Origin of the sequence: Agarivorans sp. Alg241-V36 (genome assembly GCF_900537085.1) — a bacterium.
Lineage (GTDB): Bacteria > Pseudomonadota > Gammaproteobacteria > Enterobacterales > Celerinatantimonadaceae > Agarivorans.
Genome location: NZ_UNRE01000005.1, coordinates 166697 through 190838, shown reverse-complemented (window position 1 = coordinate 190838; position 24142 = coordinate 166697). Strand labels below are relative to the sequence as shown.

19 protein-coding genes and 1 pseudogene are annotated in these 24142 nt (G+C 44.0%); 8 read left to right on the top strand and 12 right to left on the bottom strand.

The window, feature by feature from the left end; all coding sequences use genetic code 11:
• The first annotated feature begins 6 nt into the window (after positions 1 to 6).
• A complete protein-coding gene (locus G6R11_RS12850) occupies positions 7 to 2481 on the top strand; it encodes a bifunctional diguanylate cyclase/phosphodiesterase (protein ID WP_163133480.1) in 2475 nt (824 codons plus the stop codon).
• Between the two features lie 69 nt (positions 2482 to 2550).
• Here G6R11_RS12850 and aspS read toward each other — a convergent pair whose 3' ends face one another.
• Positions 2551 to 4311, bottom strand: coding sequence for an aspartate--tRNA ligase (aspS, locus tag G6R11_RS12845; protein WP_163133479.1), 1761 nt, complete (start codon positions 4309 to 4311; stop codon positions 2551 to 2553).
• Between the two features lie 247 nt (positions 4312 to 4558).
• On the opposite strand from aspS, the gene cmoA reads away from it, so the two are divergent.
• On the top strand, positions 4559 to 5287 hold the full coding sequence (gene cmoA / locus G6R11_RS12840; protein ID WP_163133478.1) for a carboxy-S-adenosyl-L-methionine synthase CmoA: 729 nt from the start codon (positions 4559 to 4561) through the stop codon (positions 5285 to 5287).
• Positions 5288 to 5346: 59 nt separating this feature from the next.
• On the opposite strand, the gene G6R11_RS12835 is transcribed toward cmoA, so the two are convergent.
• A complete protein-coding gene (locus G6R11_RS12835; protein WP_163133477.1) occupies positions 5347 to 5766 on the bottom strand; it encodes an HIT family protein in 420 nt (139 codons plus the stop codon).
• A 58-nt stretch (positions 5767 to 5824) separates the two neighbouring features.
• Positions 5825 to 7276: a hypothetical protein gene (locus G6R11_RS12830; RefSeq protein WP_163133476.1), complete on the bottom strand. Its 1452-nt coding sequence runs from the start codon at positions 7274 to 7276 to the stop codon at positions 5825 to 5827.
• A 148-nt stretch (positions 7277 to 7424) separates the two neighbouring features.
• On the opposite strand from G6R11_RS12830, the gene chrA reads away from it, so the two are divergent.
• Positions 7425 to 8588 (top strand): chromate efflux transporter, encoded by a 1164-nt coding sequence (gene chrA / locus G6R11_RS12825; protein WP_205472793.1) that lies wholly within the window; start codon positions 7425 to 7427, stop codon positions 8586 to 8588.
• A 43-nt stretch (positions 8589 to 8631) separates the two neighbouring features.
• Here the strand turns inward: chrA and G6R11_RS12820 are convergent, their stop codons facing one another.
• Positions 8632 to 10497, bottom strand: a complete 1866-nt coding sequence (locus tag G6R11_RS12820; protein WP_163133475.1) for a methyl-accepting chemotaxis protein — start codon at positions 10495 to 10497, stop codon at positions 8632 to 8634.
• Between the two features lie 268 nt (positions 10498 to 10765).
• Here G6R11_RS12820 and G6R11_RS12815 point away from each other — a divergent pair, with 268 nt between their 5' ends.
• The 5 genes from G6R11_RS12815 to G6R11_RS12795 all read left to right on the top strand — a co-directional run bounded on the left by G6R11_RS12815 (position 10766) and on the right by G6R11_RS12795 (position 15695).
• Entirely contained in the window at positions 10766 to 11329 is a 564-nt protein-coding gene (locus G6R11_RS12815) for a hypothetical protein (RefSeq protein ID WP_163133474.1), read from the top strand.
• Positions 11330 to 11449: 120 nt separating this feature from the next.
• Positions 11450 to 12424 (top strand): tRNA 5-methoxyuridine(34)/uridine 5-oxyacetic acid(34) synthase CmoB, encoded by a 975-nt coding sequence (gene cmoB, locus G6R11_RS12810; protein ID WP_163133473.1) that lies wholly within the window; start codon positions 11450 to 11452, stop codon positions 12422 to 12424.
• 72 nt (positions 12425 to 12496) lie between these two features.
• Positions 12497 to 13210 carry an ATP-dependent zinc protease gene (locus tag G6R11_RS12805; protein ID WP_163133472.1) on the top strand — a complete coding sequence of 238 codons (714 nt, stop codon included), beginning with the start codon at positions 12497 to 12499 and terminating at the stop codon, positions 13208 to 13210.
• Positions 13211 to 13215: 5 nt separating this feature from the next.
• A complete protein-coding gene (locus tag G6R11_RS12800) occupies positions 13216 to 14739 on the top strand; it encodes an inactive transglutaminase family protein (protein ID WP_163133471.1) in 1524 nt (507 codons plus the stop codon).
• The gene (locus tag G6R11_RS12795; RefSeq protein ID WP_163133470.1) at positions 14739 to 15695 is read left to right on the top strand and encodes an alpha-L-glutamate ligase-like protein; all 957 of its coding nucleotides are present in this window, start codon (positions 14739 to 14741) and stop codon (positions 15693 to 15695) included. The genes G6R11_RS12800 and G6R11_RS12795 overlap by 1 nt, the downstream gene beginning before the upstream one ends.
• Positions 15696 to 15768: 73 nt before the next feature.
• Here the strand turns inward: G6R11_RS12795 and purF are convergent, their stop codons facing one another.
• The 8 genes and pseudogenes from purF to G6R11_RS12755 all read right to left on the bottom strand — a co-directional run bounded on the left by purF (position 15769) and on the right by G6R11_RS12755 (position 23994).
• Positions 15769 to 17292 (bottom strand): amidophosphoribosyltransferase, encoded by a 1524-nt coding sequence (gene purF, locus G6R11_RS12790; RefSeq protein ID WP_163133469.1) that lies wholly within the window; start codon positions 17290 to 17292, stop codon positions 15769 to 15771.
• A 14-nt stretch (positions 17293 to 17306) separates the two neighbouring features.
• Complete coding sequence (locus G6R11_RS12785; RefSeq protein WP_163133468.1) at positions 17307 to 17798, bottom strand: CvpA family protein; 492 nt, start codon at positions 17796 to 17798, stop codon at positions 17307 to 17309.
• Positions 17799 to 17875: 77 nt separating this feature from the next.
• The gene (locus G6R11_RS12780; protein WP_163133467.1) at positions 17876 to 18451 is read right to left on the bottom strand and encodes an SPOR domain-containing protein; all 576 of its coding nucleotides are present in this window, start codon (positions 18449 to 18451) and stop codon (positions 17876 to 17878) included.
• A gap of 2 nt (positions 18452 to 18453) precedes the next feature.
• Positions 18454 to 19725 carry a bifunctional tetrahydrofolate synthase/dihydrofolate synthase gene (gene folC, locus G6R11_RS12775; RefSeq protein ID WP_163133466.1) on the bottom strand — a complete coding sequence of 424 codons (1272 nt, stop codon included), beginning with the start codon at positions 19723 to 19725 and terminating at the stop codon, positions 18454 to 18456.
• Between the two features lies 1 nt (position 19726).
• A complete protein-coding gene (gene accD, locus G6R11_RS12770; protein ID WP_163133465.1) occupies positions 19727 to 20659 on the bottom strand; it encodes an acetyl-CoA carboxylase, carboxyltransferase subunit beta in 933 nt (310 codons plus the stop codon).
• A 134-nt stretch (positions 20660 to 20793) separates the two neighbouring features.
• Positions 20794 to 21582 carry a tRNA pseudouridine(38-40) synthase TruA gene (gene truA / locus G6R11_RS12765; protein WP_163133464.1) on the bottom strand — a complete coding sequence of 263 codons (789 nt, stop codon included), beginning with the start codon at positions 21580 to 21582 and terminating at the stop codon, positions 20794 to 20796.
• A 118-nt stretch (positions 21583 to 21700) separates the two neighbouring features.
• Positions 21701 to 22929, bottom strand: a pseudogene (locus G6R11_RS12760) (IS3 family transposase).
• A 102-nt stretch (positions 22930 to 23031) separates the two neighbouring features.
• Positions 23032 to 23994 (bottom strand): choice-of-anchor A family protein, encoded by a 963-nt coding sequence (locus G6R11_RS12755; RefSeq protein ID WP_163133463.1) that lies wholly within the window; start codon positions 23992 to 23994, stop codon positions 23032 to 23034.
• Between the last annotated feature and the right edge of the window lie 148 nt (positions 23995 to 24142).

Below are 24142 nucleotides of genomic sequence, written 5' to 3'. Positions count from 1 at the left end.
TAGCCAATGAAGTTAAGCAAGTTCCCCTTGGTGGATCTCAAAAATCGCTACGTTAGCGTGCGACTAAAACTCACTTTGGTGCTCATTCTCGCGGCAGGCATTGTAGTTTCTATTTTTGGTTTAACTGCAATGGAACACTACCAAAACCAACAAGCGCAATTGAAACTAAGCTACCTAGATAACTATGCTTTAGAATTTAACGACCAAATCGAACGTTTAAGCGATAGCATCACGTATATTTTTGAAGCTCAAACCTTACTGAGTCAAGCAGAAAGCATGCAAGACCTTGAGCGTTACCTCAACCGCCAGTTACCAGATTTACAATGGTTGATGCCAATTGCCAACGGCTGTACGGTATTTGCCATAGATAATTATGCTTGTAGTGTATTAGATTCCCCGCCACCTAAAGAGCTGCTTGAACAAGTCACCTTGCGCTCAAAGCCGATGCGCCTCATCGAGTGTTACGAAGTATGTTATCTGTGGATATCCCTTCCCATCAGAACTCTCAATGCTGAACAAGGTGTTTTAGCCTTTCAACTTGAATTGGCAGATGCGCTAATTAACGTAACTCAACGTGATGACATTGAGCTAGCGATAGTCGATTTAGATCGCCCCTTATATAAAAGCATATTATTAGCCACCAATACTCAGGTGCTAAGTCAGCAATGGTTCGACAGCGCAATTGAGTATCGCAATCATGACAACATGGAATTCAAGGTAGAAGATAAAACTATTGTTGGTAAGCTCTACCCCATTAAAGACAGCTCAAATAGCACTCTTAAGTTAGTGATTCTAAAAGATTGGAGCGAACAAGTTTTCTTACAAACTCGCTTCGAGAACCAGCTAACAATGCTGCTATTGTTCACCATGGCCTTAGCCATCGCAATTGGCCTTATGCTTATGCGTCGGCCACTAAGCAACCTGCGCTACCACACCGCAAGCTTGCCAACGATTTTAGAAAATGAAAGCTACAAACCACAAAATAAATTACACCTATTTAATGATGAATTTGACTCCTTAGACCATATATCCATTGAACTCGCCAACAGTTTTTCAGACATGCGCTCAAGCATTGCGGCCAATACTAAAGTGCTCGAAAAAATGGCCATGGAAGACCCACTCACAGAGCTGCCTAACCGAACCGCCTTTTTGAAGCAGCTCGGTGAGGCTTTAGAGGAAGCAGCTAAACAAGGCGAAGAGCTCAGCCTGATATATATTGATCTCGATAACTTTAAAACCATTAACGATACCTTGGGCCATGACTTTGGTGATTTGCTGTTAGTACAAGTCGCTAAACGCATTATGCGTCTCAGTCAGTTCGCTTCCAGTACCTTCAGGCTCGGCGGTGATGAATTCACTCTTCTTATCAATCAAAAAGACAAAGATAGCGTACTAGGTTTTGCGTATAGCTTGGCCCAAGAAATTGCTCGCGATATTACTATTTCGGGTATTTCGATGAAGGTAACGCTGAGTATTGGTATTGCCACAGCCAAACAAGCTGAATACGAGCCGCAATTGTTGGTGAAATATGCCGACTTAGCCATGTATTCTTCAAAACGCAAAGGCAGAAACTGCTGCACCCATTTTGATATCGAATTAGCCCGCCAAAACGACATGGTGTTCACCATTGAGAACCAGTTTCAAAATGCCATGAGCAATAATGAGCTAGAGCTTTACTTGCAACCACAAGTGTCAATGCAGCACCAACGGGTCACTGGCTTTGAATTATTACTCCGCTGGAATCACCCTACTCAAGGCCTAATGAACCCTGGTCAGTTCCTTGATACTGTTGAATCAGGCCGACACATTCTACCGCTGGGTTACTGGGTAATCGATAAGTCTTTAGCCTTGCTTGAAGAGCTAACCAGCAAGGGCTATGAAGAGTTAACCATTGCCTTCAATATTAGCGGGCGACAATTTGAAGATAAGCACTTTGCTCAAAAGCTCATTAGTAAATTCAAAACCGTAAACGTAGGCAGTAATTACCTAGAGCTTGAAATTACCGAAAGCGTAGCAGTGCAAAACTATCAGCAAGTTAAAACCCAGCTTAATGAGATTAGAGCCGCAGGGATTCGTGTGGCCTTTGATGACTTTGGTAAGGGCTTTACCTCTCTAAGTTATTTAAGCAACCTAGCTTGCGACAAAATTAAGTTTGACCGCGAGTTTGGCCATAACGCCATCACATCGGTGTCTACGCAAAACATTGTTTTAAGCATGCGTAGGCTTATGGATACTCTTGATTACGAGATTTTGGTGGAAGGAGTCGAAACCCTTGAGCATGCGAATTGGCTGAAGAAAAACGGTTTTGATAAAGTGCAAGGCTACTTCTTTGGTCGGCCCCAAACCAAACAAGAAGCGCTGGCCTTTTATCAACAATGTACCGAGAAAGGCGCGTTGCTAGATAAAGATGGCAATGTGTTGCACCTGCATCCTTTATTCAAAATTCCTCAAGCGCCCAGCCACTCTAACGGCACAAGTTAACTAAGCGCTAAGAAACAGTAGATACAAAAAAGGCGAGCCAGATGCTCGCCTTTTTTAATCAGGTAAAATCTACTCAGGCAGTTTTACATTTAGTGCTAGCTCTTCTAGTGCTGCCGGGTTGGCTGCACTTGGTGCGCTAGTTAACGGACAAGCTGCAGTGGCAGTTTTAGGGAAAGCCATCACGTCACGAATCGAGCTTGCGCCAGTCATTAGCATCACTAAGCGGTCCAAGCCAAAGGCTAAACCAGCGTGTGGTGGAGCACCATATTGCAGCGCTTCTAACAAGAAGCCAAACTTCTCTTGAGCTTCTTCATCACTAATGCCTAGTACTTTAAAGGCTGCCGCTTGCATATCTTGTTTGTGAATACGCACGCTACCACCACCAAGTTCACAACCGTTTAACACCATGTCGTAGGCATTAGACAATACACCTTCAGGTGAAGCGGTAAGCTGCTCTGCTGTTACGCCCTGTACTGGCGCTGTAAATGGGTGGTGAATAGCATGGAACTGACCGTCCACTTCTTCAAACATTGGGAAGTCAACAACCCACAGCGGTTTCCACTCGTCAGACACTAGGCCTAAGTCTTCACCAACTTTCAAGCGCAGTGCGCCCATCGCTTCACATACGATGTTAGCTTTATCTGCGCCAAATAGAATTAAGTCACCATCTTGTGCACCGGCACGCTCAACAACAGCTTTCGCCACGTCTTCGTTCAGGAATTTAAGAATGGGTGATTGTAGACCTTCAAGGCCAGCCGACAAGTCGTTAACCTTCATCCACGCTAGGCCTTTAGCACCATAAATGCCTACGTATTTACCGTAATCATCAATTTGCTTACGTGAAAGCTTAGCGCCGCCAGGTACCCGTAATACTGCTACACGCCCTTTCTCGTCATTGGCTGGGCCTGAGAATACTTTAAACTCAACCTCTTTGAGCAAGTCTGCAACATCTACTAGCTGCATAGGGTTTCGCAAATCAGGCTTGTCTGAACCGTACAAACGCATCGCTTCTGCGTAAGTCATTTGCGGAAACTCGCCAAGATCTACGTCTAACATCGAAACAAACAGCTCACGAACCATCTGCTCGGTAACAGCCATTACTTGGTCTGAGCTCATAAATGAGGTTTCGATATCAATCTGAGTAAATTCAGGTTGGCGGTCAGCACGTAAATCTTCATCGCGGAAACATTTTACGATTTGGTAGTAACGGTCCATGCCCGACATCATTAGTAATTGCTTAAAGATTTGCGGCGATTGCGGCAAAGCAAAAAACTGGCCTTTATGAGTACGGCTTGGTACTAAGTAGTCACGCGCGCCCTCTGGCGTAGCTTTAGTAAGGATCGGCGTTTCAATATCTAGGAAGCCATTGTCTTCCATAAAGCGACGAACAAAGCCGGTTACTTTGGCACGGAACACCATACGCTGGCTCATTTCAGGGCGACGTAAATCTAAGTAGCGGTACTTTAAGCGCTGCTCTTCCGAGTTGTCTTGGTTGCTATCTAACGGCAAAGGTGCTGAGCGGTTTAAGATCTCAAGCTCTAAGCCTAATAACTCAACTTCACCGGTAGTCATGTCGCTATTTATCTGGCTCTCTGGACGAGCACGCACGCGACCTTTTAGTCGAACACAAAACTCGTTACGCAAACTGTTTGCAGTGCTAAATACGTCTTCACGATCCGGGTCAAACACCACTTGCACAATGCCTTCACGGTCACGTAAATCGATGAAAATAACACCGCCCAAATCACGGCGTCGATTTACCCAACCCACTAAATTTATTTCTTGATCAACTAGCTCTTTGGTTACTTGTCCACAGTAAACAGTGCGCATTTGGCCTTTCCCGTTTTACGTTTTAAAATTTCAGCGAATAATCATCTTGAACAAAGCGCTGGTTAGCTTTGTTCAGTGAAAGGGCGATAGTATAAAGGAAAGCGACTACAAATAAGAATAGTGATAGAGCAATAAATCTAGCGAAGGGCTTAAATTTGCCAAAGACAAGCAGGAATTTGCTGGTTACAATAGCCCGCTTAACGATTAACAGCGCTTAATTCACACACGTTTTCTACGAGACTCCGCCATGCAAGGCAAAGATAAGCTTTTCTCTCAACCCATTACTCAGCTGGGCGAATTTAAATTTGATGACCAGGTTGCTGAGGTTTTCCCCGACATGATCCAGCGATCGGTGCCCGGCTACAGCAACATCATTTCTACTATTGGCCATTTAACCGAACAGTTTCACCAGCCCAACAGCAAGCTGTATGACTTAGGCTGCTCGCTAGGTGCTGCAACACTGGCCATGCGCCGTGCGGTAAAACAAGAGAACGTCGAGATTGTGGCCGTCGATAACTCCCCTGCCATGGTCGAACGTTGCCAAAAACATTTAGATGCTTTTCGCGGCTCAGTACCCGTTGCTGTTATCTGCGAGGATATTTGCGACATCGAAATAAGTGAGGCCTCTGTTGTGGTGCTTAACTTCACTCTACAATTTGTTGCCCAAGAGCAACGTTTAACATTGCTGAAGAAGATTCACCAAGGCATGAAAACTGGCGGAATATTGATAGTGAGTGAAAAGTTTCACTTTAGCCAAGCCAGCATCCAAGGCTTAATTAGCGAACTTCATCTGGATTTCAAACGAGCCAATGGCTATAGCGAATTAGAAATAAGTCAAAAGCGCAGCTCTTTAGACAATGTATTAGTACCAGATACCATTGAGCAACATAAGCAGCGCTTTACTGATGCCGGCTTCTCGGCCAGTGAGTTGTGGTTTCAATGCTTTAACTTTGGCTCATTGGTGGCCATCAAATAACTGAGTGCTAATTAGCCAAGCCTGCTCTCAAAAAAAGTGCAGGCTTTAGCTATCAGTAATTAGCTAGCCAATAAGGCTGAGATTTTATCCGCAAAAGGTTTCAGGCTTTCATTATCCACCATATTTCTAGCGTGACTGCGCGCGTCGGCTAAAGATCCAGGAATAATATGGAAGTGAATATGGGGAACCGTTTGGCCCGCTGCTGCACCGTTAAATTGCACTAAACTCACACCTTCGGCTTGCATAGCCTGCTTAACCGCTTTAGCCACTTTTTTCACGGTTTTAATGGTAGCGGCAGCTGCTTCATCAGACAGTTCTAATAAGGTTTCTGCAGCTTCTTTTGGAATAACTAAGGTGTGACCATCAGCTTGAGGCATGATATCCATAAACGCTAAAGTATGTTCATCTTCATATACTTTTAAGCAGCTCATTTCACCACGCAAAATTTTGGCGAAGATATTGTTATTATCGTAACTCATCGTCTTTATTCCTAAATATTTTATATAGTTAGCAAGGCACTAAAGTAAGTGCCAAGCATTATTGCACACCTAGTTCTTCTAACAAGTAGGCTTGGTCAAAATAACGCTCACCAACAAAGCTTATGGCATGGTCACCAAAGCGCCGTAAACTACCCGGTTGTTTTACTCCCATTGGCCAAAAAAACCAACGTTCCAAACGCTGTGAATCATGAACATAGCCCTGCTTATCAAATACGCTTTTTGTCAGCTCAGATTTAGCTAACACATTTAGCTGCTGCCAAGCTAAAGACTGATATTCAATAGTCTTCAAATCTGGATGTTCTTCTGCTGGAGCCAATCCCACAATGTGATGGGTATCGGCGCTAATGCTAATACGCATTTTACTTTGAGCATCCACTCTATACATCAATACAGGCTCTTGAGAACTATCTTGAACGGCTTGATACGCTTGGTCATTTGGCAGCATTAAGGTATACCAGCAGCCACAAAGGTGAATGCTATCGTAAGCCAGTATCTCTAATTGAGGCGTTAGGTGAATACGAAAAATAACCGCATCGTGCTGCCCTGCTACCCAATCAACCGCGCTAAGTTCAGGCCGCTGTTTAAACCACATTACATAGTTGAGCTGAATGGTGGTTTGCTGCTTATACCTGCCATAGCTAATCAGTGAAAAGCTAGTGGCTTTATCTGTATCTACTTGCAGCTGTTCGCCCTGCCAAACCGGGCTGCCCGGCAGATTGTCTTGATGTGCATTTTCTATTAACCACTGCGGGGCAAACTTATCTAGCAAGTGCTGGCCTTGCTGCTCGTTACTTAGCCTGCCTAAGTGATCAAAGCTTAAGTGCTCTAGGCTTAAGGGGGGAGCTAAATGCTTTTGCGGTTCAGGTGTATAAAGTATTGCTTGGTTTGGATTAAACCCAGAGAGAGCCTCAAGTGAAGCTTGCTGCCAGTGTTCTGTTAAGCTCTGCTGTTCTTTTTTAACCGCACTGGCAAATACTTTTGAGCTAATTGGGTAAATGCCGAAAAACTTTGCTGTATCTGAGTAATCATCATCTGGTAACAAGCTGCTAAGCAGCGCTGCGCTTTGCTCTGTTTGAGCCAGATATTGCTGCTTAGCTTTCGCCACACAGCTTTCAATAAAAGTATCTGATGAATATTCTGGATAACGCTGTTTCCATTCACCCATTTGTTGGCTGTTTAGGTTCTGCCACTCCAACAGTAGGCCAGTTTTGGCTGCATCGCTCATGTAGGCGATAAGATCCTGCTGGCTAACATTTGAGCCCTTATCTAGCTCTCTAACATAGCTGTAGACAAAACGGTCATAGCGTAAGCCAGGATGCTTAGAAATGCGTTTGGCATTGAGCGTTCCAATCTCTCGTTCGAGTAGCTGGTCAAAGTCAGTTAACGCGCCTTCGCAAGAATACAGTTCAGGCTTAGTACTACAGGCTTGTATCAACAATACAGGGATGATTAATAACCAATGCTTTAAGGCATTATTATAAGCACTCATGAAAACGACCTATTCCTTTACTTCGCTCAACGCCGCTTAAGCTTATTTCACTACAGTCACTTAGTACATGCTAAACAATTTGTTAAAGGAAATATTCCTGTAACAAAAGCTTCATAAAATCGAATTTTTGCTTATAACATTAAGAATTATGACAGCAATAATAGAAGTATTTGTCGCGTTTCTTCGCTTAGGTTTAGTTAGTTTTGGTGGCCCAGCTGCGCATATTGGCTTTTTTAAACAAGAGTTTGTTGACAACCGAAACTGGATGAGTCAGCAAGAATACGCAAACTTGGTGGCCTTAAGTCAATTTCTTCCCGGTCCGGGTTCTTCGCAAGTAGGTTTCGCTATAGGTTTGCGTCGCGCCGGAAAACTCGGTGCGCTAGCCGCTTTTATTGGCTTTACCCTGCCCTCTGCCGCATTAATGACAGCCTTGGCTCTAGCAGCAAGCTATAGCGACAATAATCCTTTGGTATTGGGGCTAATCGCAGGTTTAAAAATAGCGGCTTTGGTTGTTGTAGTTGATGCTGTTCGCCAAATGTATGGCCAGTTTTGCAGTAACTTATATTTAAGTTGTGCTTGTTTTATCACCGCTGCGGCATTGTTATTGCTGCCCAATTTGAGTACGCAGTTATTGTGTTTGGCTATAGCGGCCATTGCTGGGCTTAGCTTGCAAAAAAAGTTAAACGCACTTAAACCCATAGCAACCAAACCAAATGAACAATCCGGCGCCATTAAGCTGCCTTATCTACTGGTGTTTGGTGTTTTGCTTCTGCTAGCCTTTTTTGAGCTACCGCAACTAGCAACAAGCTTTAGCCAATTCTATCAAGCAGGTAGTTGGGTATTTGGTGGTGGTCATGTTGTTCTGCCATTGCTGCAACAAACCTTAGTTAATGAGGTAAACCAAGAACAGTTTTTAACCGCCTATGCTGCAGCTCAAGCTGTGCCAGGCCCAATGTTCACTATTGCTAGCTACCTTGGGGCGATAGTCGGTGAACAAAGTCCTATTGTTTATGCCTTAGTTGCCACCATAGCGATTTTTCTACCGGGTTTCCTATTGGTTTTGGCCTTTGTTGATGCTTGGCAAGCCTTAGCCAACAAGGCGAAGTTCTCTGCAGCAATGCAAATGGTAAACGCCGCAGTGGTTGGCTTACTTGTAGCGGCTCTGTATCAACCTATTTTCACCAGCGCCATCCACTCTAATTTGGAGGTAGTATTAGCCTTATTTGGCTTTTGCTTGTTGCGAGTGTTTAAGTTGCCACTATACGTAATGTTAATATGCCTCGGTGGCGCAGGATTATTATTTTTGAGCTAAAACCAAAAGGCCTGCTTTCGCAGGCCTTTTAGTATAAAAGCGTTTATATCTTAAACGCACCGACTTCTTTATGTAGCTTATCGGCAATTTCATCTAGTTCAGTCGCTCGTTGCGAGCTACCTGCTGCTTGCTCAGCCAACTCTAAGGATGCATCTTGAATGCCTTGCGTATTACGCCCCACCTCTTCAGTTACCGCTCTTTGCTCCTCTGCGGCACTAGAAATCTGCGTGGCCATATCGCTAATGTGGGTAATTGAATTAGTAATATTCTCTAGCATTTCTGCTGCTTTAGTGGCCTCTTCAACACTTATTCTTACTAGTTGTTGGCTTTCATCCATAGTTTGAACGGTGCTATGGGTATTGCCCTGCAAACGCTCTAACATCGCTTTAATTTCTTCTGTTGAGCTTTGAGTGCGCTGCGACAAGTTACGTACTTCATCTGCAACAACCGCAAATCCGCGCCCTTGCTCACCGGCTCGCGCGGCCTCAATAGCAGCATTTAGTGCCAACAAGTTAGTTTGTTCTGCAATGCCCTGAATGGTTGATAAGATATCGCTAATTTCTTGAGTATTCCTCTCTAGCTCTTGCACGGTTTCCGCTGCACCATCTAACTGGCCAGCCAAGCTATTCACTTGCTGTTGGTTTCGGCCAATCAATACTTTGCCTTGCTCACAAGAATCTGCGGATTCGCGTGCAGCTTCAGCCGTTTGTTCAGCATTGTTGGCAACTTCATTGGCAGTAGCTGCCATCTCATTAACAGCGGTAGCTACTTGGGTAACTTCAGCTTGCTGACGCTCAATCTGTAGGTTTGACTCACTGGTTGAACTGTTAGTAAGCGCTGCTGCCTGCTGTAAGCGATCAGCATCCTGTGCAATGTCTTTCATTAAGGCATGTAATTGGTCAATAAAACTATCAATTCCCGCAGCTAAGGTGCCTATTTCGTCACTTCGCTCTAAGTTAATGCGTTTTGTAAGGTCTCCATCACCCGAAGATAGCTCGTGAATCGCATCGCCTAATACTTCGATTGGTTTAAGCATCGCAGAAATCACTTTAAGCATTACGACGGCAATGATAATAAATAGAATAACAGCAAAAATAACCGAACTTTGCACCATGGCTTGCACTGGCGCTAAGGCTATTTTCTTGTCATAAACAAACATCAAATACCAGTCAGTACCATCTATAGGCGTAATGCTTACAAAGCTATCTTTGCCACTTACATTTAGATCGCTCATCTCTCCAGTGTTAGCGGTTTTTTCAATGAAGCTAGCGCTGAGTTCAGAAGACAACTCAGTGGCTTTTTTTAGCACTAAATTGTTATCACTATGAACTATCACCAAACCTTGCTGATCAACAATTACCGGATAAACCTGTTCGCTGGCAAGGTTTAACACTCGTTGAGTCACAACATCTAAGCCCAAATCACCGGCGTAAACGCCGCCGCTAACTCGTTGAGCTACCGATATAACCATTTGACCCGAGGTAGCATCAACGTACGGGTCGGAAACAAATGAACCATTAGCTTGCGCTCCTTTATACCAAGGCCGGGTTCTGGGGTCATAACCATCTGGTAAGGTTTCGTTTGGGTCATGCATGGTCATTTTCCCTTGGCTGCTACCAAAGTAAAAATAGATAAAATCACCACTTTGTTTGGCTTGAACAAGATCAGATACAAAGCCAGATGAGTTGGGATCTGAAGACATTCCTCTGGCAATCGCCAGTTTGGAATCAAACCACAAGCTGACTTGGTCAGTAGCAGCTTGCGACAACTGTTTGGCATCACCCGCAATATCTAAGCGAGTTTCTTCAGATAAAGTCCTAGCTTGAAACCATGCTTGCACCCCACTTAACACCGCTAACAGGATTAAGATTGTTAAGATTAAACGTTGTTTAATCGATAAGTTGCCCATCAAACACCCCTTGCCAGCATCCCGCTGTATTTATTATTGACCGATTTTCTTGTTATTTAGAATATGTGCTAGCATCAATGGTGCTCACACTAACCCTATGTATTTAATTATGATTTTAATAAAAAGAGTTTTAGCGTCAGTTGCCTTACTTTGCCTAACAGCTCAAGTACAAGCCACCGTACAAGTAGAGCAACTGGATTACGATTCGCTGCTCATTAATGATTGTTCTCAATCCGCTATAACCATAAGCACAACGCAGTCATCAGTGATGACCCAACTAGATAAGCTCTCACTTGAAGCGCGTTCCACCATTAATGATAGTATCTTGGTGGCAACTCTTCCCTCTTTAAATATCGACGCACAACAACAAAACTATAGAAATTATTCACCTAACAACAAAAAGATAAACTTCAACTCAAGTAAAAGTAGTGACTTCCCCTTATCTTATGCTTGGCGAGAACAAAGCTTCGAATGGTTTAGTGCTTATAACTCCAATCAAAGCCAGCTAAAACCTGCTCCCTTTTTAGCGCTTGCCCGTTACCAAGGACAAACGCTAGCACTAGCAAGTATCAGTAGTAACAATAGCCAACAATTACTTAGTGCTTTAAACGATGACTTCATTGCTCAACGTAGCCCTTTGATCGTATTTGTTAAGGTGCATGAGCCGCTAAGTAAATCGGCTATCGGTGAATTTCAGCGGCTAGGAATGCGCCTTCACTTTAAAGACCAACTCATCATCGCAAGTAAGGCTATTGATGTATGTGATAGCGGCAATTGGAGCGACGAAAATGGGCAGCTTATAAAATGGATAAAAATCGACAGGGTGGATTAGAGCGTTTAGTGAGCAAATGCCAACTTTAGCCAAGTATCTTTGCAGCAATATCACCAATAATTGCTAAAGCTTGCTACAATTAGCCACATATAACTACGTAATATCAAGCTCTTGTAACCAATGATAGACTTCTCTGATTTTTACCAAATAATTGCTAAAAACCGCCTAAAGCACTGGCTATATACACTCCCTGCACAACTAGGTGACTGGCAAAAAGAACATGCTCATGGCGATTTTCCACGCTGGCAGCGTGTGCTCAATAAATTTCCCCAACAAACAAGCGCTCACATAGAACTTAAAGATAAAGTCAGTATTGGCAAAGCCGAAGAAATGCCTGAAGGCGAGCGAAAAAAAATTGAGAGTTTACTGCGCCACTTACACCCTTGGCGTAAAGGCCCATTTGAAGTTTATGGTATAAACATCGATACCGAATGGCGTTCTGATTGGAAGTGGGAGCGTATCCGCAATCATATCTCTCCTCTAAAACATCGTTATGTATTAGATGTGGGTTGTGGCAGCGGCTATCACATGTGGCGAATGCTAGGGGATGACGCTGAGTTTGTAGTAGGTATCGACCCTTCTACCCTCTTTCTTATGCAGTTTGAAGCCATTCGCAATTTTGCCAACAATGACCAACGCGTTCACTTGTTGCCTTTAGGCATTCAAGAGCTTCCTAAACTGCGCGCCTTTGATACGGTGTTTTCGATGGGAGTGCTTTATCATCGCCGCTCGCCAATGGATCACCTGATTCAGTTAAAAGAACAACTACATAAAGGCGGCGAGCTGGTGCTTGAAACCTTAGTGGTAGATGGCGATGAAAATCAAGTACTGGTGCCTGCTGGCAGATACGGCAAAATGCCTAATGTTTGGTTTTTGCCAAGTACCGCCGCCTTAAAGCTCTGGCTAGAAAAAGTCGGCTTTATTGATGTACGAGTTGTGGATATTGATGTTACCTCAACCAAGGAGCAAAGAAGTACCTCATGGATGACCCACGAGTCGCTTGAAGATTACTTAGACCCAAATGATAATTCGAAAACTGTAGAAGGGCTACCGGCTCCCAAACGTGCTGTTTTAATTGCAATTAATCCAGACTAAACAGTTTTCATACGCTATGCTAAAACAATTACTTAAACCGCAGTTTTTACTTTTGCCTAATGGATTTGAACTATGAAAAAGCTTTCAATAATTTCATTGTCTCTCGCGCTTACCGCTTGCGCGAGCCAACAAGCCTCTCAATCTAACGATCAAACTCTCGAACAATTGTCAGCTCTCTCGGCTCAGCAGACTTCGGTTTTGAGTCAATGTGAATCTATTTCTGAACAACTCGCTGCACAACAGCAACGTTTTGACCAACTTGAAGAGAAAGTTGTCGCCATTGTTCCTGCACCTGTAGCCTCTTCAAAGGCAAGCCCACAGAGCTGTGGTAAGCAAACGAGTTACAAACTTGGTAATAAAACTGTATTAGGTGAATCTGAGTGGGTAAGTCTAGAGGGACAAAAAAAGGCCTTTCAAGCGCGTATCGATACTGGTGCAGCAACATCATCACTTAATGCTACCGACATTGTAAAATTTGAGCGCGACGGTAAAAATTGGGTACGCTTTAACATGCGCCATAAAACCCTTGATAGCGATATTATTGTAGAACGCCCAGTAATACGCACCGCCGAGGTAACTCAATCATCAACTAACAAAGTTGATAAACGCCCGGTAGTCTCAATGCTAGTGAAACTAGGCCCGATTTCTGAAAAAGCCCAATTTACCCTAACCGACCGAAACCACCTTAGTTATCCAGTGCTACTGGGACGTAGCTTTCTTAAGGATATAAGTGTGGTAGATATAAGCCAAAAATTTACCCAAGCGAAGCCGACATTTAAGGATTAATGCCCATGAGTTCTCGCAATATATTTTATTTTATTGTTACCCTGTGCATGCTGATAGGAATAAGCATGACACTTTATCGGCATGTTCAATTTGAAGTGCCTTGGTTTCCTGGCGAAAAGCGTCAGATTTGGTCGATAGAAGCCAAAGTAGAATTTGACGCCAAAGGTGAAAGCGTTGAAGCAGTTCTTGCTTTGCCACTAACCCAACGTGGCTATACCCGTATCCACGAATCAACAGCATCTTTAGCTTACGGCTTATCTTTTGTGAATGACCAAGATAATCCTCGCGCTATTTGGACTAAGCGAACTGCCGATGGTCACCAAGAGATGTACTATAAAGTAGACTTCTTGGTTGATCCAAAAGCCGCAGATATTTATCAGCCTAAAATGCCTGATACCCCATTTACCGAATACCCAGAACCCTACTTCACTGCCGCTAATCATTTAGCCAAGCAAGCAGAAGAGGTTTCGGCAGATGCTTATAGCTTTACCCGCGAGCTAATTAAAGCCTTAACCGGCGACACCGCGAGTAAAAGCCAAAATACCGGCCTAATTTTAGATTACAAACCTAAAAATCGCTTAGTGGTAGACCTATTAAACAATGCCGATGTTCCTGCACGTATTGTTCGAGGCTTACAGCTAGAAGATGGTCGCCGCCGCCAAGGTATTACCGAATATATTCAAGTATTTAAAGATGAAAATGATTGGCAAATATTTGATTTGGCCACCGGTATTCAAGGTCGACCAGACAACACTTTATTATGGGAATACAACGGCAACAGCTTACTTGAAGTAGTTGGTGGTAAAGATTCTCAAGTGACCTTCTCAATGTTACTGGTAGAGCAAAGCGCTCAGTCAGCGGTTGCTCCTAAAATTAGTGAAGCAGATTTCCTTAACTTCTCTATCGATAGCTTACCACTGGAAGAACAAGCACTATTTAAAGGCATCTTACTGATCCCTATTGGTGTGCTAATTGTGGTTTTACTGCGAGTACTAGTAGGGCTTAAAACCTCTGGTACCTTTATGCCAGTGCTTATCGCCATGGCATTTATGCAAACCTCACTAATGACCGGACTAATTGGCTTCCTATTGGTTGTTGGTACTGGCTTAGTGATACGAGGTTACCTATCCCACTTAAACTTGCTGCTGGTATCGCGAATATCCGCGGTAATCATAACGGTAATTGGTATCATTTCTATCTTCAGTGTAATGAGTTTCAAAGTAGGTTTAACTGAAGGCTTAAAAATCACCTTCTTCCCGATGATTATTCTTTCTTGGACCATCGAACGGATGTCGGTACTGTGGGAAGAAGAAGGCCCTAAAGAAGTGGTTATGCAAGGCGGCGGTAGTTTGCTAGTTGCTGTTTTGGCTTTCCTCGCCATGAACAACGAATACGTTCGCCATTTAACGTTTAACTTCATGGGTATTCAATTTATTGTACTAGGTGTTATTTTGATTCTGGGTAACTACACCGGATACCGTCTATTAGAATTACGCCGCTTTAAGCCTCTTGCGGATAAGGAGGGCTAATGCTTAGTCAATTCACTAGCCCCTTTAAACTTGCCCGCAAGGGCATCATGGGGATGAATCAGCGCAATACCGGCTATATTAGCCGGTATAATCCGCGTAAGCTTTATCCTCTTGTGGACAATAAACTTAAAACTAAAATTATTGCTCAGCGTGATGACGTTACTATTCCAGCTCTAATTGGAGTGGTGCGCACTCAGCATGATATTCAGTCCATCATTCCTTTACTGCATAAGCACCCTGGCTTTGTGATAAAGCCAGCTAAAGGCTCCGGTGGTAAAGGCATTTTGGTGATTACCAAGCAAGAGTCTGGGGTATTCTTTAAACCCAGTGGTGCGCCTACTCATGAAGAAGATGTTAAGCGTCACTGTTCAAATATCTTAGCGGGCTTGTTCTCACTAGGTGGTAGCCCAGATGTAGCGGTGATTGAAGCCTTAATCGAATTCGATTCGTGTTTTGATGGCTTCAGCTTTGAAGGTGTGCCAGATGTGCGAGTGATTGTTTTTCAGGGTTATCCCGTTATGGCTATGATGCGCCTTTCTACTGCTGCTTCAGACGGTAAGGCTAACTTACACCAAGGTGCTGTGGGAGTTGGTATTGATATTGGTACTGGCCGCGCATTACATGCTGTACAGTTTGATAGACCGATAGAAAAACACCCAGATACTGACCGGCCGCTGAAGGAGTTGGTAGTTCCTCATTGGCAACGCCTACTTGAACTGGCCTCTAGCTGTTATGAAATGTCAGGGATGGGGTATTTGGGTACCGATATGGTACTGGATAAATCCAATGGCCCGATGCTGTTAGAGCTTAATGCCCGACCAGGCCTAGCTATCCAAATCGCCAATGGTGAGGGTATTTTACCCCGCCTTAAACTGGTTGAGAAAATTATAGCCGAAGGGATTCAAAGAGACCCGCTTGAGCGAGTTGAATTCAGTAAAACTGAATTCTCTAGGTAGTATTACCCTCGACGCTATAACAAAAAAGCACCCATCTGGGTGCTTTTTTAATATCTAAAGAACACTAAAAGTATTAACTACCTTCGTTATGTAACTCTAGGTTTGCTACTTCTTCGTGAGCTTGAACGGCTTTCGCATCGTTATTGCGCAGCTGATCTAAGTAGTTCAAGTAATCTTGATCAATATCGTTGGTTACATATTTACCGTTGAATACTGAGGTCTCAAAAGTTTGAATCTCAGGGTTACTTTCGCGACAAGCCACAATTAAGTCTTCCAGGTCTTGGAAAATCAGACCATCAGCACCAATCAACTGGCAAATCTCGTCAACTTCTCGACCATGAGCAACTAACTCATTCGCTGAAGGCATATCAATGCCGTAAACATTAGGGAATCGGATTTCTGGAGATGCTGAAGCAAAGTAAACCTTGTTTGCGCCTGCTTCACGAGCCATTTCAATAATCTGCTCTGAAGTGGTACCACGAACAATCGAGTCATCAACTAACAGTACATTTTTGCCCTTAAACTCAACATCAATGGCATTCAGTTTACGGCGAACCGATTTACGACGCTGAGTTTGCCCCGGCATAATAAAGGTACGGCCAATGTAACGGTTTTTAACGAAGCCTTGGCGGTAAGGCAAGTCAAGGTGCATGGCAATTTGCAACGCCGTATCACAAGAGGTCTCAGGAATTGGGATCACAACATCAATGTCTAAATCATCCCATTCGCGCGCAATCTTCTCACCAAGTTTGGTACCCATATTTACTCGAGCGCCATAAACCGAAATTTTGTCGATAATAGAATCAGGGCGAGCAAAGTAAACATACTCAAAAATACACGGGTTATGAGCCGCGTTTTCTGCACATTGCTGAGTAAATAGCTGACCATCTTCAGTTACATAAACAGCTTCACCAGGGGCTACGCTACGCACAAACTCAAAGCCGACAGCATCAAGGGCTACACTTTCAGAGGCAACCATGTATTCCATCTTCTCTGGGTTTTCATCACTGGTTTTCTTACCAAGAACCAAAGGACGGATACCGTTAGGGTCACGAAATGCCACCATACCTTGGCCAATGATTAACGCAGCAACAGCATAAGCACCACGAATCTTCTTATGCACCCTGCTAATCGCGGTAAACACCTGCTTTTCACATAATTCATCTTTAACGATGCTATCTAGCTCGTGCGCTAACACATTAAGTAGCACTTCTGAATCAGAGGTGGTGTTGATATGACGGCGAGCTCGCTTGGCCATTTCTTCGCGTAACTCTTTGGCGTTGGTTAAGTTACCATTGTGCGCTAAGGCTAAACCAAAAGGAGAGTTAACATAAAAAGGCTGGGCTTCAGCAGCACTAGAGCTACCTGCGGTTGGGTAACGCACATGGCCTATTCCTAAATTCCCACGTAAACGCTGCATGTGTTTAACTTCAAACACATCTCTTACCAATCCGTTGGCTTTGCGTTGTTTAAACATGCCTTCGGTAATAGTAACGATACCCGCAGCGTCTTGACCACGATGCTGTAAAACTGTTAGCGCATCATAAATCGCTTGGTTAACGGAACTAGCACCGACAATGCCGACAATACCACACATGAAGCTTTTCCTTATTAAGATTGGTAGTTATGTAAAAAACTAGAAGAATCTTTTAAAAACTCAAAAAACCATTGAACAATCACTGTGAACTCGGGAATCAATAACGATCCCTTCCACCATGAGGATTCTGGAAAACCAGTAAACGACAATACAAACAGCAAAGCGCTTACCACTAATGCCCCTCGGATAGCTCCAAAACAGATCCCCAATACCCTATCGGTACCGGTTAAACCCGTTGAGTTGACCAAGTGACTAAATAAGTAATTAACCAGCGCACCAAGTATAAGGGTGGCTATAAACAGCAGAACGATGGCTACGCCACTGCGATAATAAGGGTTTTCAATGAGAGTGAAATAACTGGATAGATCATGATAAAACTGTGACGCGATGAAAAAAGCCGCTACCCAAGAGACCAGCGACAGGGCCTCTTTAACGAAGCCGCGAACCAAGCTAATTAATGCCGACAATACTATTACGCCGATGATGACGTAGTCTACCCAAGCCATAAATTTTCTACTTGTTGAAAAACGCTGCGAATTCTACCAGAAACAAAAATAAAATGCGTACTTGTATTTTTTCATACTTACTTAAACAAAGGATCAAACTCGCGGATTTTACCGCTTAAGCCTGTGAGTTCCTTCAATTTACTTTGCTGCTGCTCAAGAGTTTTTTTCGATACATTTGGCCCAACAAACACTCTGTTTAACTCCCCTTCTACAGCGGGTTCAGGGTATGAGTGAGCTTGAAAGCCAGCTTCTCTTAGTTTTGCGACCAATCGGGTAACGTTCTGAGAGTTTTTAAACGTGCCTAACTGAACGATATAAGAAGGTTTGGCAAACTCAAGCTGGGGTGTATCCACAGCTTTAGCAGCAGGCTTTGTATCACCGCTGTCTTTTTTAGCGAGAGTTTCCTGTTGCGAACTACCGTTTTGCTCAGCACCGCTCGCACCATCGGCTTGCTCGGTAGCAGCCAGCTCTTGTTCATTGGGTAGGTCGATAAGCAAAGGCGGAAGAGAGTCAACTTTAGGCGCAAATGGGATCGCGTTAAATTCTTCTTCAACTCGCGTTTTTTTACCATCAAGAATATCGGGAATGATAATAACCCCAAGAGCTACTAAGAAGATGGTTCCCACTAAGCGGTTTTTAAACTGTGCAGTCAATGTTAACTCTCTGCTATTGCTGGAGGAGACAATTCTAATATCTCAGCCACGGTAAAAAAAGAACCAAACACAATTAACATGGCCTTATCATCTAATAGTTTGAGGGCTGCAGAATAAGCTTCAGACAATTGTGGGTAACGAGTTAAGTTTGCTTGAGCAGTTAAGCAACTCGCCAATGCACTACCATCGTCACCACGAGGACCAGCTAAACCGCTAATATGCCAGTGCTCTACCATGCCAATTAAGGGTTGCACTGATTGCTGCATATCTTTATCACCCAGCATCGCACACAGCGCAATAATTTTACGGCCATTAGCCAGTGCGGGTAATTGAGAAGCTAAGTAGCTAGCAGACTGCGGGTTATGTGCCACATCTACCACTACCAATGGCTTTTCAGAGATAACCTGCAAGCGACCTGCAAGCTGCCACTGGTTGATTGCTTTCGACAAATCGGCGCTAGGTATTTCAAGCCCTAGTTGCTCTAAGGTTGCAATTGCGGTTCCGGCATTGGCTAAAGGCAAACGCGGGTAAGGCAGCCCTTGATAACTTAGCTTTGGGCCACGATAAGCCCAACTATCGGCCTCTTGTTCTAGCTGATACTCTTTCCCAGCGGCTAGCTGATGACAGTTAAGTTGAGCTGAACATTCCAAGACACTAGCAACTATATTGCTGTCCCCTACTACCACTTTGCCATTCTCGCGAAATATGCCGGCTTTCTCACGACCAATTTGTTGAATATCGTCACCCAACCAATCAACATGATCAACTGCTACCGTGGTCACTACGCTTACATCTGGCTCGACAATATTGGTGGCGTCTAAACGTCCACCTAAGCCCACTTCTAAGATGACATAATCTAAAGGCTGTTGGGCAAACATCCAAACCGCGGCAAGCGTACCAAATTCAAAATAACTTAAGCTGGTTTCTTGGCGAAGTTCTTCGATAGCAGAAAATGATTGGCAAAAGGCATCAGCTTCGGGTAGCTGGCCATTTATTCTTACCCGCTCTCGATAGTCAAGAATATGCGGAGAGCTATAAACGCCTACTTGATAACCTTGAGCTACCAAGATCTGCTCAAGCAATGCGCAAGTAGACCCTTTTCCGTTGGTTCCCGCCACCGTAATCACCGTGGCATCTAAATAACGAAGCTTTGCATGGTCGGCGACTTTGGCAACCCGTTCTAAGCCTAAATCAATCGCGCTGTGGTGCTGGGCTTCTAAATAACAAAGCCAGTCTGCAAGAGACCGGCTTTGAGCTTCTTTCTTAGACGACATATTATTCTTTTTCGTTAGCAGAAATAGTCGTTCCTAGTTCTTCATCAGCATCGATAGCTTCAACCAATACTTCAGTATCGGTGCTTACAATGCCCATCATTTTTGAAGCCATTCCAGCAATGCGATCACGCATATTGCGTCGGTCAATAATGATGTCGATAGCGCCTTTTTCTAGTAAGAACTCGCTGCGTTGAAAGCCTTCGGGCAATTTTTCTCGAACCGTTTGTTCGATAACTCGAGGACCAGCAAAACCAATTAAAGCTTTAGGCTCGGCAATATTGATATCACCCAACATAGCAAAGCTTGCAGACACACCGCCCATGGTTGGGTCAGTAAGTACTGAGAAATAAGGTAAACCTTTTTCGCGCATTTTGGCTAAAGCAGCCGAGGTTTTCGCCATTTGCATTAGTGAAAATAACGCTTCTTGCATACGCGCGCCGCCACTGGCAGAAAAACAAATCAAAGCGCGATTTTCAGCTAAACACTTATCCACAGCAGCGACAAAACGTGCGCCCACTACCGACCCCATAGAACCACCCATATAGGCAAATTCAAAGGCACAAGCCACTACTGGTAAACCTTTAAGTTCACCTTTCATTACTACTAGTGCGTCTTTTTCACCAGTATTGCGTTGAGCGCTGGCAATACGGTCTTTATATTTTTTGCTGTCTTTAAACTTGAGCTTATCGCGAGGCTCTAAATCTCCAGCCAATTCTTCACGACCATCTTGGTCTAGGAAGGCTTCTAAGCGGTCACGCGCGCCAATACGCATATGGTGGTCACACTTAGGGCAAACATTGTGGTTACGTTCTACCTCTGCACGGTATAAAGTTTGCTCACAAGAAGCACACTTCGTCCACACACCTTCTGGAATATTGCGTCGCTTACCAGAAGCACTTTTACTTTTCGGAAGAATTTTCTCTAACCAACTCATCGGGAACCTTACTTCTCAATAGGCGATAAAATCGCCTTGATAACAGAATGCATTGAATGGCGGCAATTAAACCACAATTGGCCGCAATGTTTTACATAAAACTGGTCTAACCCTTCATTATCGTACAGTTTTTTTTAACTTGCTGGCAAAAATAGCGGTCCAATAGGTGAAATGGGTAAGCCAAACTCACTAGGATAATCAACTTGAACTAAATACAAACCAGCAGCTTTTGCTGTGGCCGCGGCTTGAGCTCGATCTTTAATCGCTAACAGTTCAGCAATCCACTCTACAGGACGCTCTTGCTGCCCCACCTTAATTAAACTGCCGACAATATTACGCACCATATGATGCACAAACGCATTCGCTTTAATGTCCACCACAACATAATCGTTGTGACGACTCACTGTTAAGTGTTCTACGCGGCGAAACGGGCTGCGGCTTTGACATTGCACAGCACGAAAAGAAGTGAAATCTTGCTCACCAAGCAGTGCTTGCCCGGCTTGTTCCATTAAATCGATATCAAGCGGCTGATGATAAAAGCTCAAACCCTGAGCCAGAATAGCGGGACGAAATCGACTGTTATAAATAACGTAACGATAACGGCGAGCAGTAGCACTAAAACGAGCATGAAATTCATCATTTACAGGCTGAGCCCAACGCACCGCAACATTTTTCGGCATGTTGGCATTTACACCGAGAGTCCACGCTGCCATTTTGCGCTCAACTGGCGAGTCAAAATGCACCACCTGGCCAGTGGCGTGAACGCCAGCGTCAGTTCTTCCTGCACATTGCACTTCTATTGGGCTATTCGCCACGATTGAAAGGCTAGATTCTAATTCTTGCTGAATTGATTGAACGTCTCGTTGGCGCTGCCAACCAAAATATCCGGCACCATCGTATTCGATGCCTAAAGCGATGCGCATAAATAACCATTGATTGTATCTTTGGCGGCTATGATAAAAAAATGACAGCTTAAAGTCACCGCTTTATAAGCCACTATCATGGAATAACATGACCCGTCCTAAGATAGGTTGACGATTTTTAGGCCAGCTCCAGTAGCTGGCCTTTTCTATTGTGCACCTGATTGGGCGTTTTCATATTTAAACTCAGATGCGGCCTCATAGCGTTGTATATCGCTATCGATTCTTTTACAAGTATCTTCATTTCTTTAAGCGTTTTACATCGGTACAGTAAAAACTCCTGCTTCAGTATTCCGTTTATCCTTTCCGCCAACGCATTTTGGTAGCAATCATAACCGTCTGTCATCGAGGGTCGAATTTGGTTTATCAACAGTTCATCCTGATAAACTGCCGAGCAGTATTGTGAGCCTCGGTCTGAGTGGTGTACCGTGTTAGCGATATAGCGCTTATCTTTAACCGCCATTTTCAGGGCCTTCACTACGCTGTCAGCTTTCATGTCCTCACTCAAGTGATGACCGACTATTTTACGAGAAGCAGCATCGGTCACCAGCGACAGATAGTGTACACCTTGGTCTTATTCAAGATAGGTTATGTCGCTAACCAGTACATGCTCTGCATCATGTAACCCTTCCTCTTTCAGCAGGTTAGGATGTTTCTTCATCCAGTGCTTGCTGAATGTCGTTTTGGTGAAGCTTCTCTTTGGTTTAACCAGCAAACCMTCACGTCTCAAATAGGCAAAGAGCCCATCTCGTCCAAGTTTAATGTCGTGCTCAAGGAGTTTAGGCTTTATCAACACGTAGAGCTTGCGTACACCCAATCGCGGCATATATTTACGCCAGTACTGTACCCAGTCTTTGATGACCGATAACGTCGCTCTACGGTTTTCCATTCGGGCGACCGCCTGATAAATAGATTGCCGTGAAATACCCGCCGCGCGACATGCAGCAGCTAGGTTTATTTCGCTGTCGGTTTTCGCTTGCCAGATGTACCGGATAAGTACTTTTTTCTAAGGCCCGCTCCGTATTCATTGTCCATGATATCGACCATACCATTGAGGATTTGGTTACGTAGCTTCTCTTCGGCTAACTCACGCTCAAGGCGCTTGATTGTTTCGGCTGGCGTTTCTTTTGAATTAGGCATAAGGGGATGCTGAAATGGTTTTGACCAATCAAGCCTACCATGTTTTCTGAGCCAAACCAGTACTGTTGAACGCCCCTGAATGCCAAATCGGGCTTGAGCTTGTTTGTAAGTCATTTCGCCTTTTTCGACGCGCTCTACGACACCTAATTTAAAGGCTAAGGTGTAATCTCGTTGTGTGCGCTTAGGGCTTGAGTTAATGGGTGTTGTCATAAAGAAGTCCTCTTTATGTCAACCTATTTCCGGACGGGACAAGAGGATCAAAAAAGCCCCAAGTAAACTTGAGGTTTTTAGTTAACTTTTTGGGGCTAAAATTTAGCTACGACTGCGGCGACGTGATACGAACACCAAGACTAAGCCAAAAATAAACAACATAAAGCTAGAACTTTCACTGACTACAGCAGGGACTTGAGGAGGCGTCCAGTCAAAATCATGGCTATGAAACTCTCTACCTCCAGTGTAACTCTTGGCTGCTACACTACCGTCAAATACTGCGCCGCCAGTAATATCTGCATCTAAGGCTAGCACCGATCCCACTGTTGCTAAGTTATTAAAATCAATAGACTCAGCTTCATAAAAGTTCCACAAAATATTCTCAGCGCCAAGGTTGCCCAAACCCGCATCAATGGCAAAGCCGTTCCCAGTAAGGTTTACACCACCAGCAATATCTACAATGCTTCCAGACACGTTTATGATGACAATTTCAGCTAAACCTGCATCTAAAGACAAAGAATTGTTTTGGGCGAAGATACTAGAGAAATCAACATCAAACACCGCCACGCTATCACTACCGGCATAGGACAAATGGCTACCACTTAATACTGCGTTACTCGTTAGGCCAGCAAAATAAGCAGAGTCTGCACGTAGCTCTGCTTCTACGGCAACAAAAGTAGCCTGCATATCTAGTTGATTCTTTGCGCTGATGCTTTGAACTGCTGAGCCACCACCGTTAAGGTTAACATTGCCATTAACGTTATAGCTGCCGCCATAACTTAAGCTTCCCGCGTTAAGGTTGATATTAGTCGCGTTAACATCGCCAACAACGGTCACGGTATCTTTATTTACCACCGTGGTTTCACGGGTAGCAAAAGTAGGTGAATGACCCGCAGCGTTTAAATTGCCACCTAATAGGGTGCGCCCTTCAACTTCACCACCCTGATAGTTGTAATCGCCGGTTAGAATAAGGTTGTAATCACTTAATACGCTGGCTTGAGAAGCTACAGACAAGGCCAATGAAGCGGCCATAAGCGTAAATCGGCTTAACTTTGCAAAATACATAAAACGTTTCCTACTACTACGGCAACCACCGCATACTGATAACTATTTGACCAAATTTATATTTTTCAATCACTTATAAACACAAATGATTGATGCTGGCTGTTTAAAAGCAGGAATTAGACCAACTAAGCAAAAGCTCTATTTTTCA

Bases quoted from the DNA above. Each gene is read 5' to 3' on its own strand.
- G6R11_RS12850 (WP_163133480.1), top strand. From the start codon at position 7: ATGAAGTTAAGCAAGTTCCCCTTGGTGGATCTCAAAAATCGCTACGTT.
- aspS (WP_163133479.1), bottom strand. From the start codon at position 4,311: ATGCGCACTGTTTACTGTGGACAAGTAACCAAAGAGCTAGTTGATCAA.
- cmoA (WP_163133478.1), top strand. From the start codon at position 4,559: ATGCAAGGCAAAGATAAGCTTTTCTCTCAACCCATTACTCAGCTGGGC.
- G6R11_RS12835 (WP_163133477.1), bottom strand. From the start codon at position 5,766: ATGAGTTACGATAATAACAATATCTTCGCCAAAATTTTGCGTGGTGAA.
- G6R11_RS12830 (WP_163133476.1), bottom strand. From the start codon at position 7,276: ATGAGTGCTTATAATAATGCCTTAAAGCATTGGTTATTAATCATCCCT.
- chrA (WP_205472793.1), top strand. From the start codon at position 7,425: ATGACAGCAATAATAGAAGTATTTGTCGCGTTTCTTCGCTTAGGTTTA.
- G6R11_RS12820 (WP_163133475.1), bottom strand. From the start codon at position 10,497: ATGGGCAACTTATCGATTAAACAACGTTTAATCTTAACAATCTTAATC.
- G6R11_RS12815 (WP_163133474.1), top strand. From the start codon at position 10,766: ATGACCCAACTAGATAAGCTCTCACTTGAAGCGCGTTCCACCATTAAT.
- cmoB (WP_163133473.1), top strand. From the start codon at position 11,450: ATGATAGACTTCTCTGATTTTTACCAAATAATTGCTAAAAACCGCCTA.
- G6R11_RS12805 (WP_163133472.1), top strand. From the start codon at position 12,497: ATGAAAAAGCTTTCAATAATTTCATTGTCTCTCGCGCTTACCGCTTGC.
- G6R11_RS12800 (WP_163133471.1), top strand. From the start codon at position 13,216: ATGAGTTCTCGCAATATATTTTATTTTATTGTTACCCTGTGCATGCTG.
- G6R11_RS12795 (WP_163133470.1), top strand. From the start codon at position 14,739: ATGCTTAGTCAATTCACTAGCCCCTTTAAACTTGCCCGCAAGGGCATC.
- purF (WP_163133469.1), bottom strand. From the start codon at position 17,292: ATGTGTGGTATTGTCGGCATTGTCGGTGCTAGTTCCGTTAACCAAGCG.
- G6R11_RS12785 (WP_163133468.1), bottom strand. From the start codon at position 17,798: ATGGCTTGGGTAGACTACGTCATCATCGGCGTAATAGTATTGTCGGCA.
- folC (WP_163133466.1), bottom strand. From the start codon at position 19,725: ATGTCGTCTAAGAAAGAAGCTCAAAGCCGGTCTCTTGCAGACTGGCTT.
- accD (WP_163133465.1), bottom strand. From the start codon at position 20,659: ATGAGTTGGTTAGAGAAAATTCTTCCGAAAAGTAAAAGTGCTTCTGGT.
- truA (WP_163133464.1), bottom strand. From the start codon at position 21,582: ATGCGCATCGCTTTAGGCATCGAATACGATGGTGCCGGATATTTTGGT.
- G6R11_RS12755 (WP_163133463.1), bottom strand. From the start codon at position 23,994: ATGTATTTTGCAAAGTTAAGCCGATTTACGCTTATGGCCGCTTCATTG.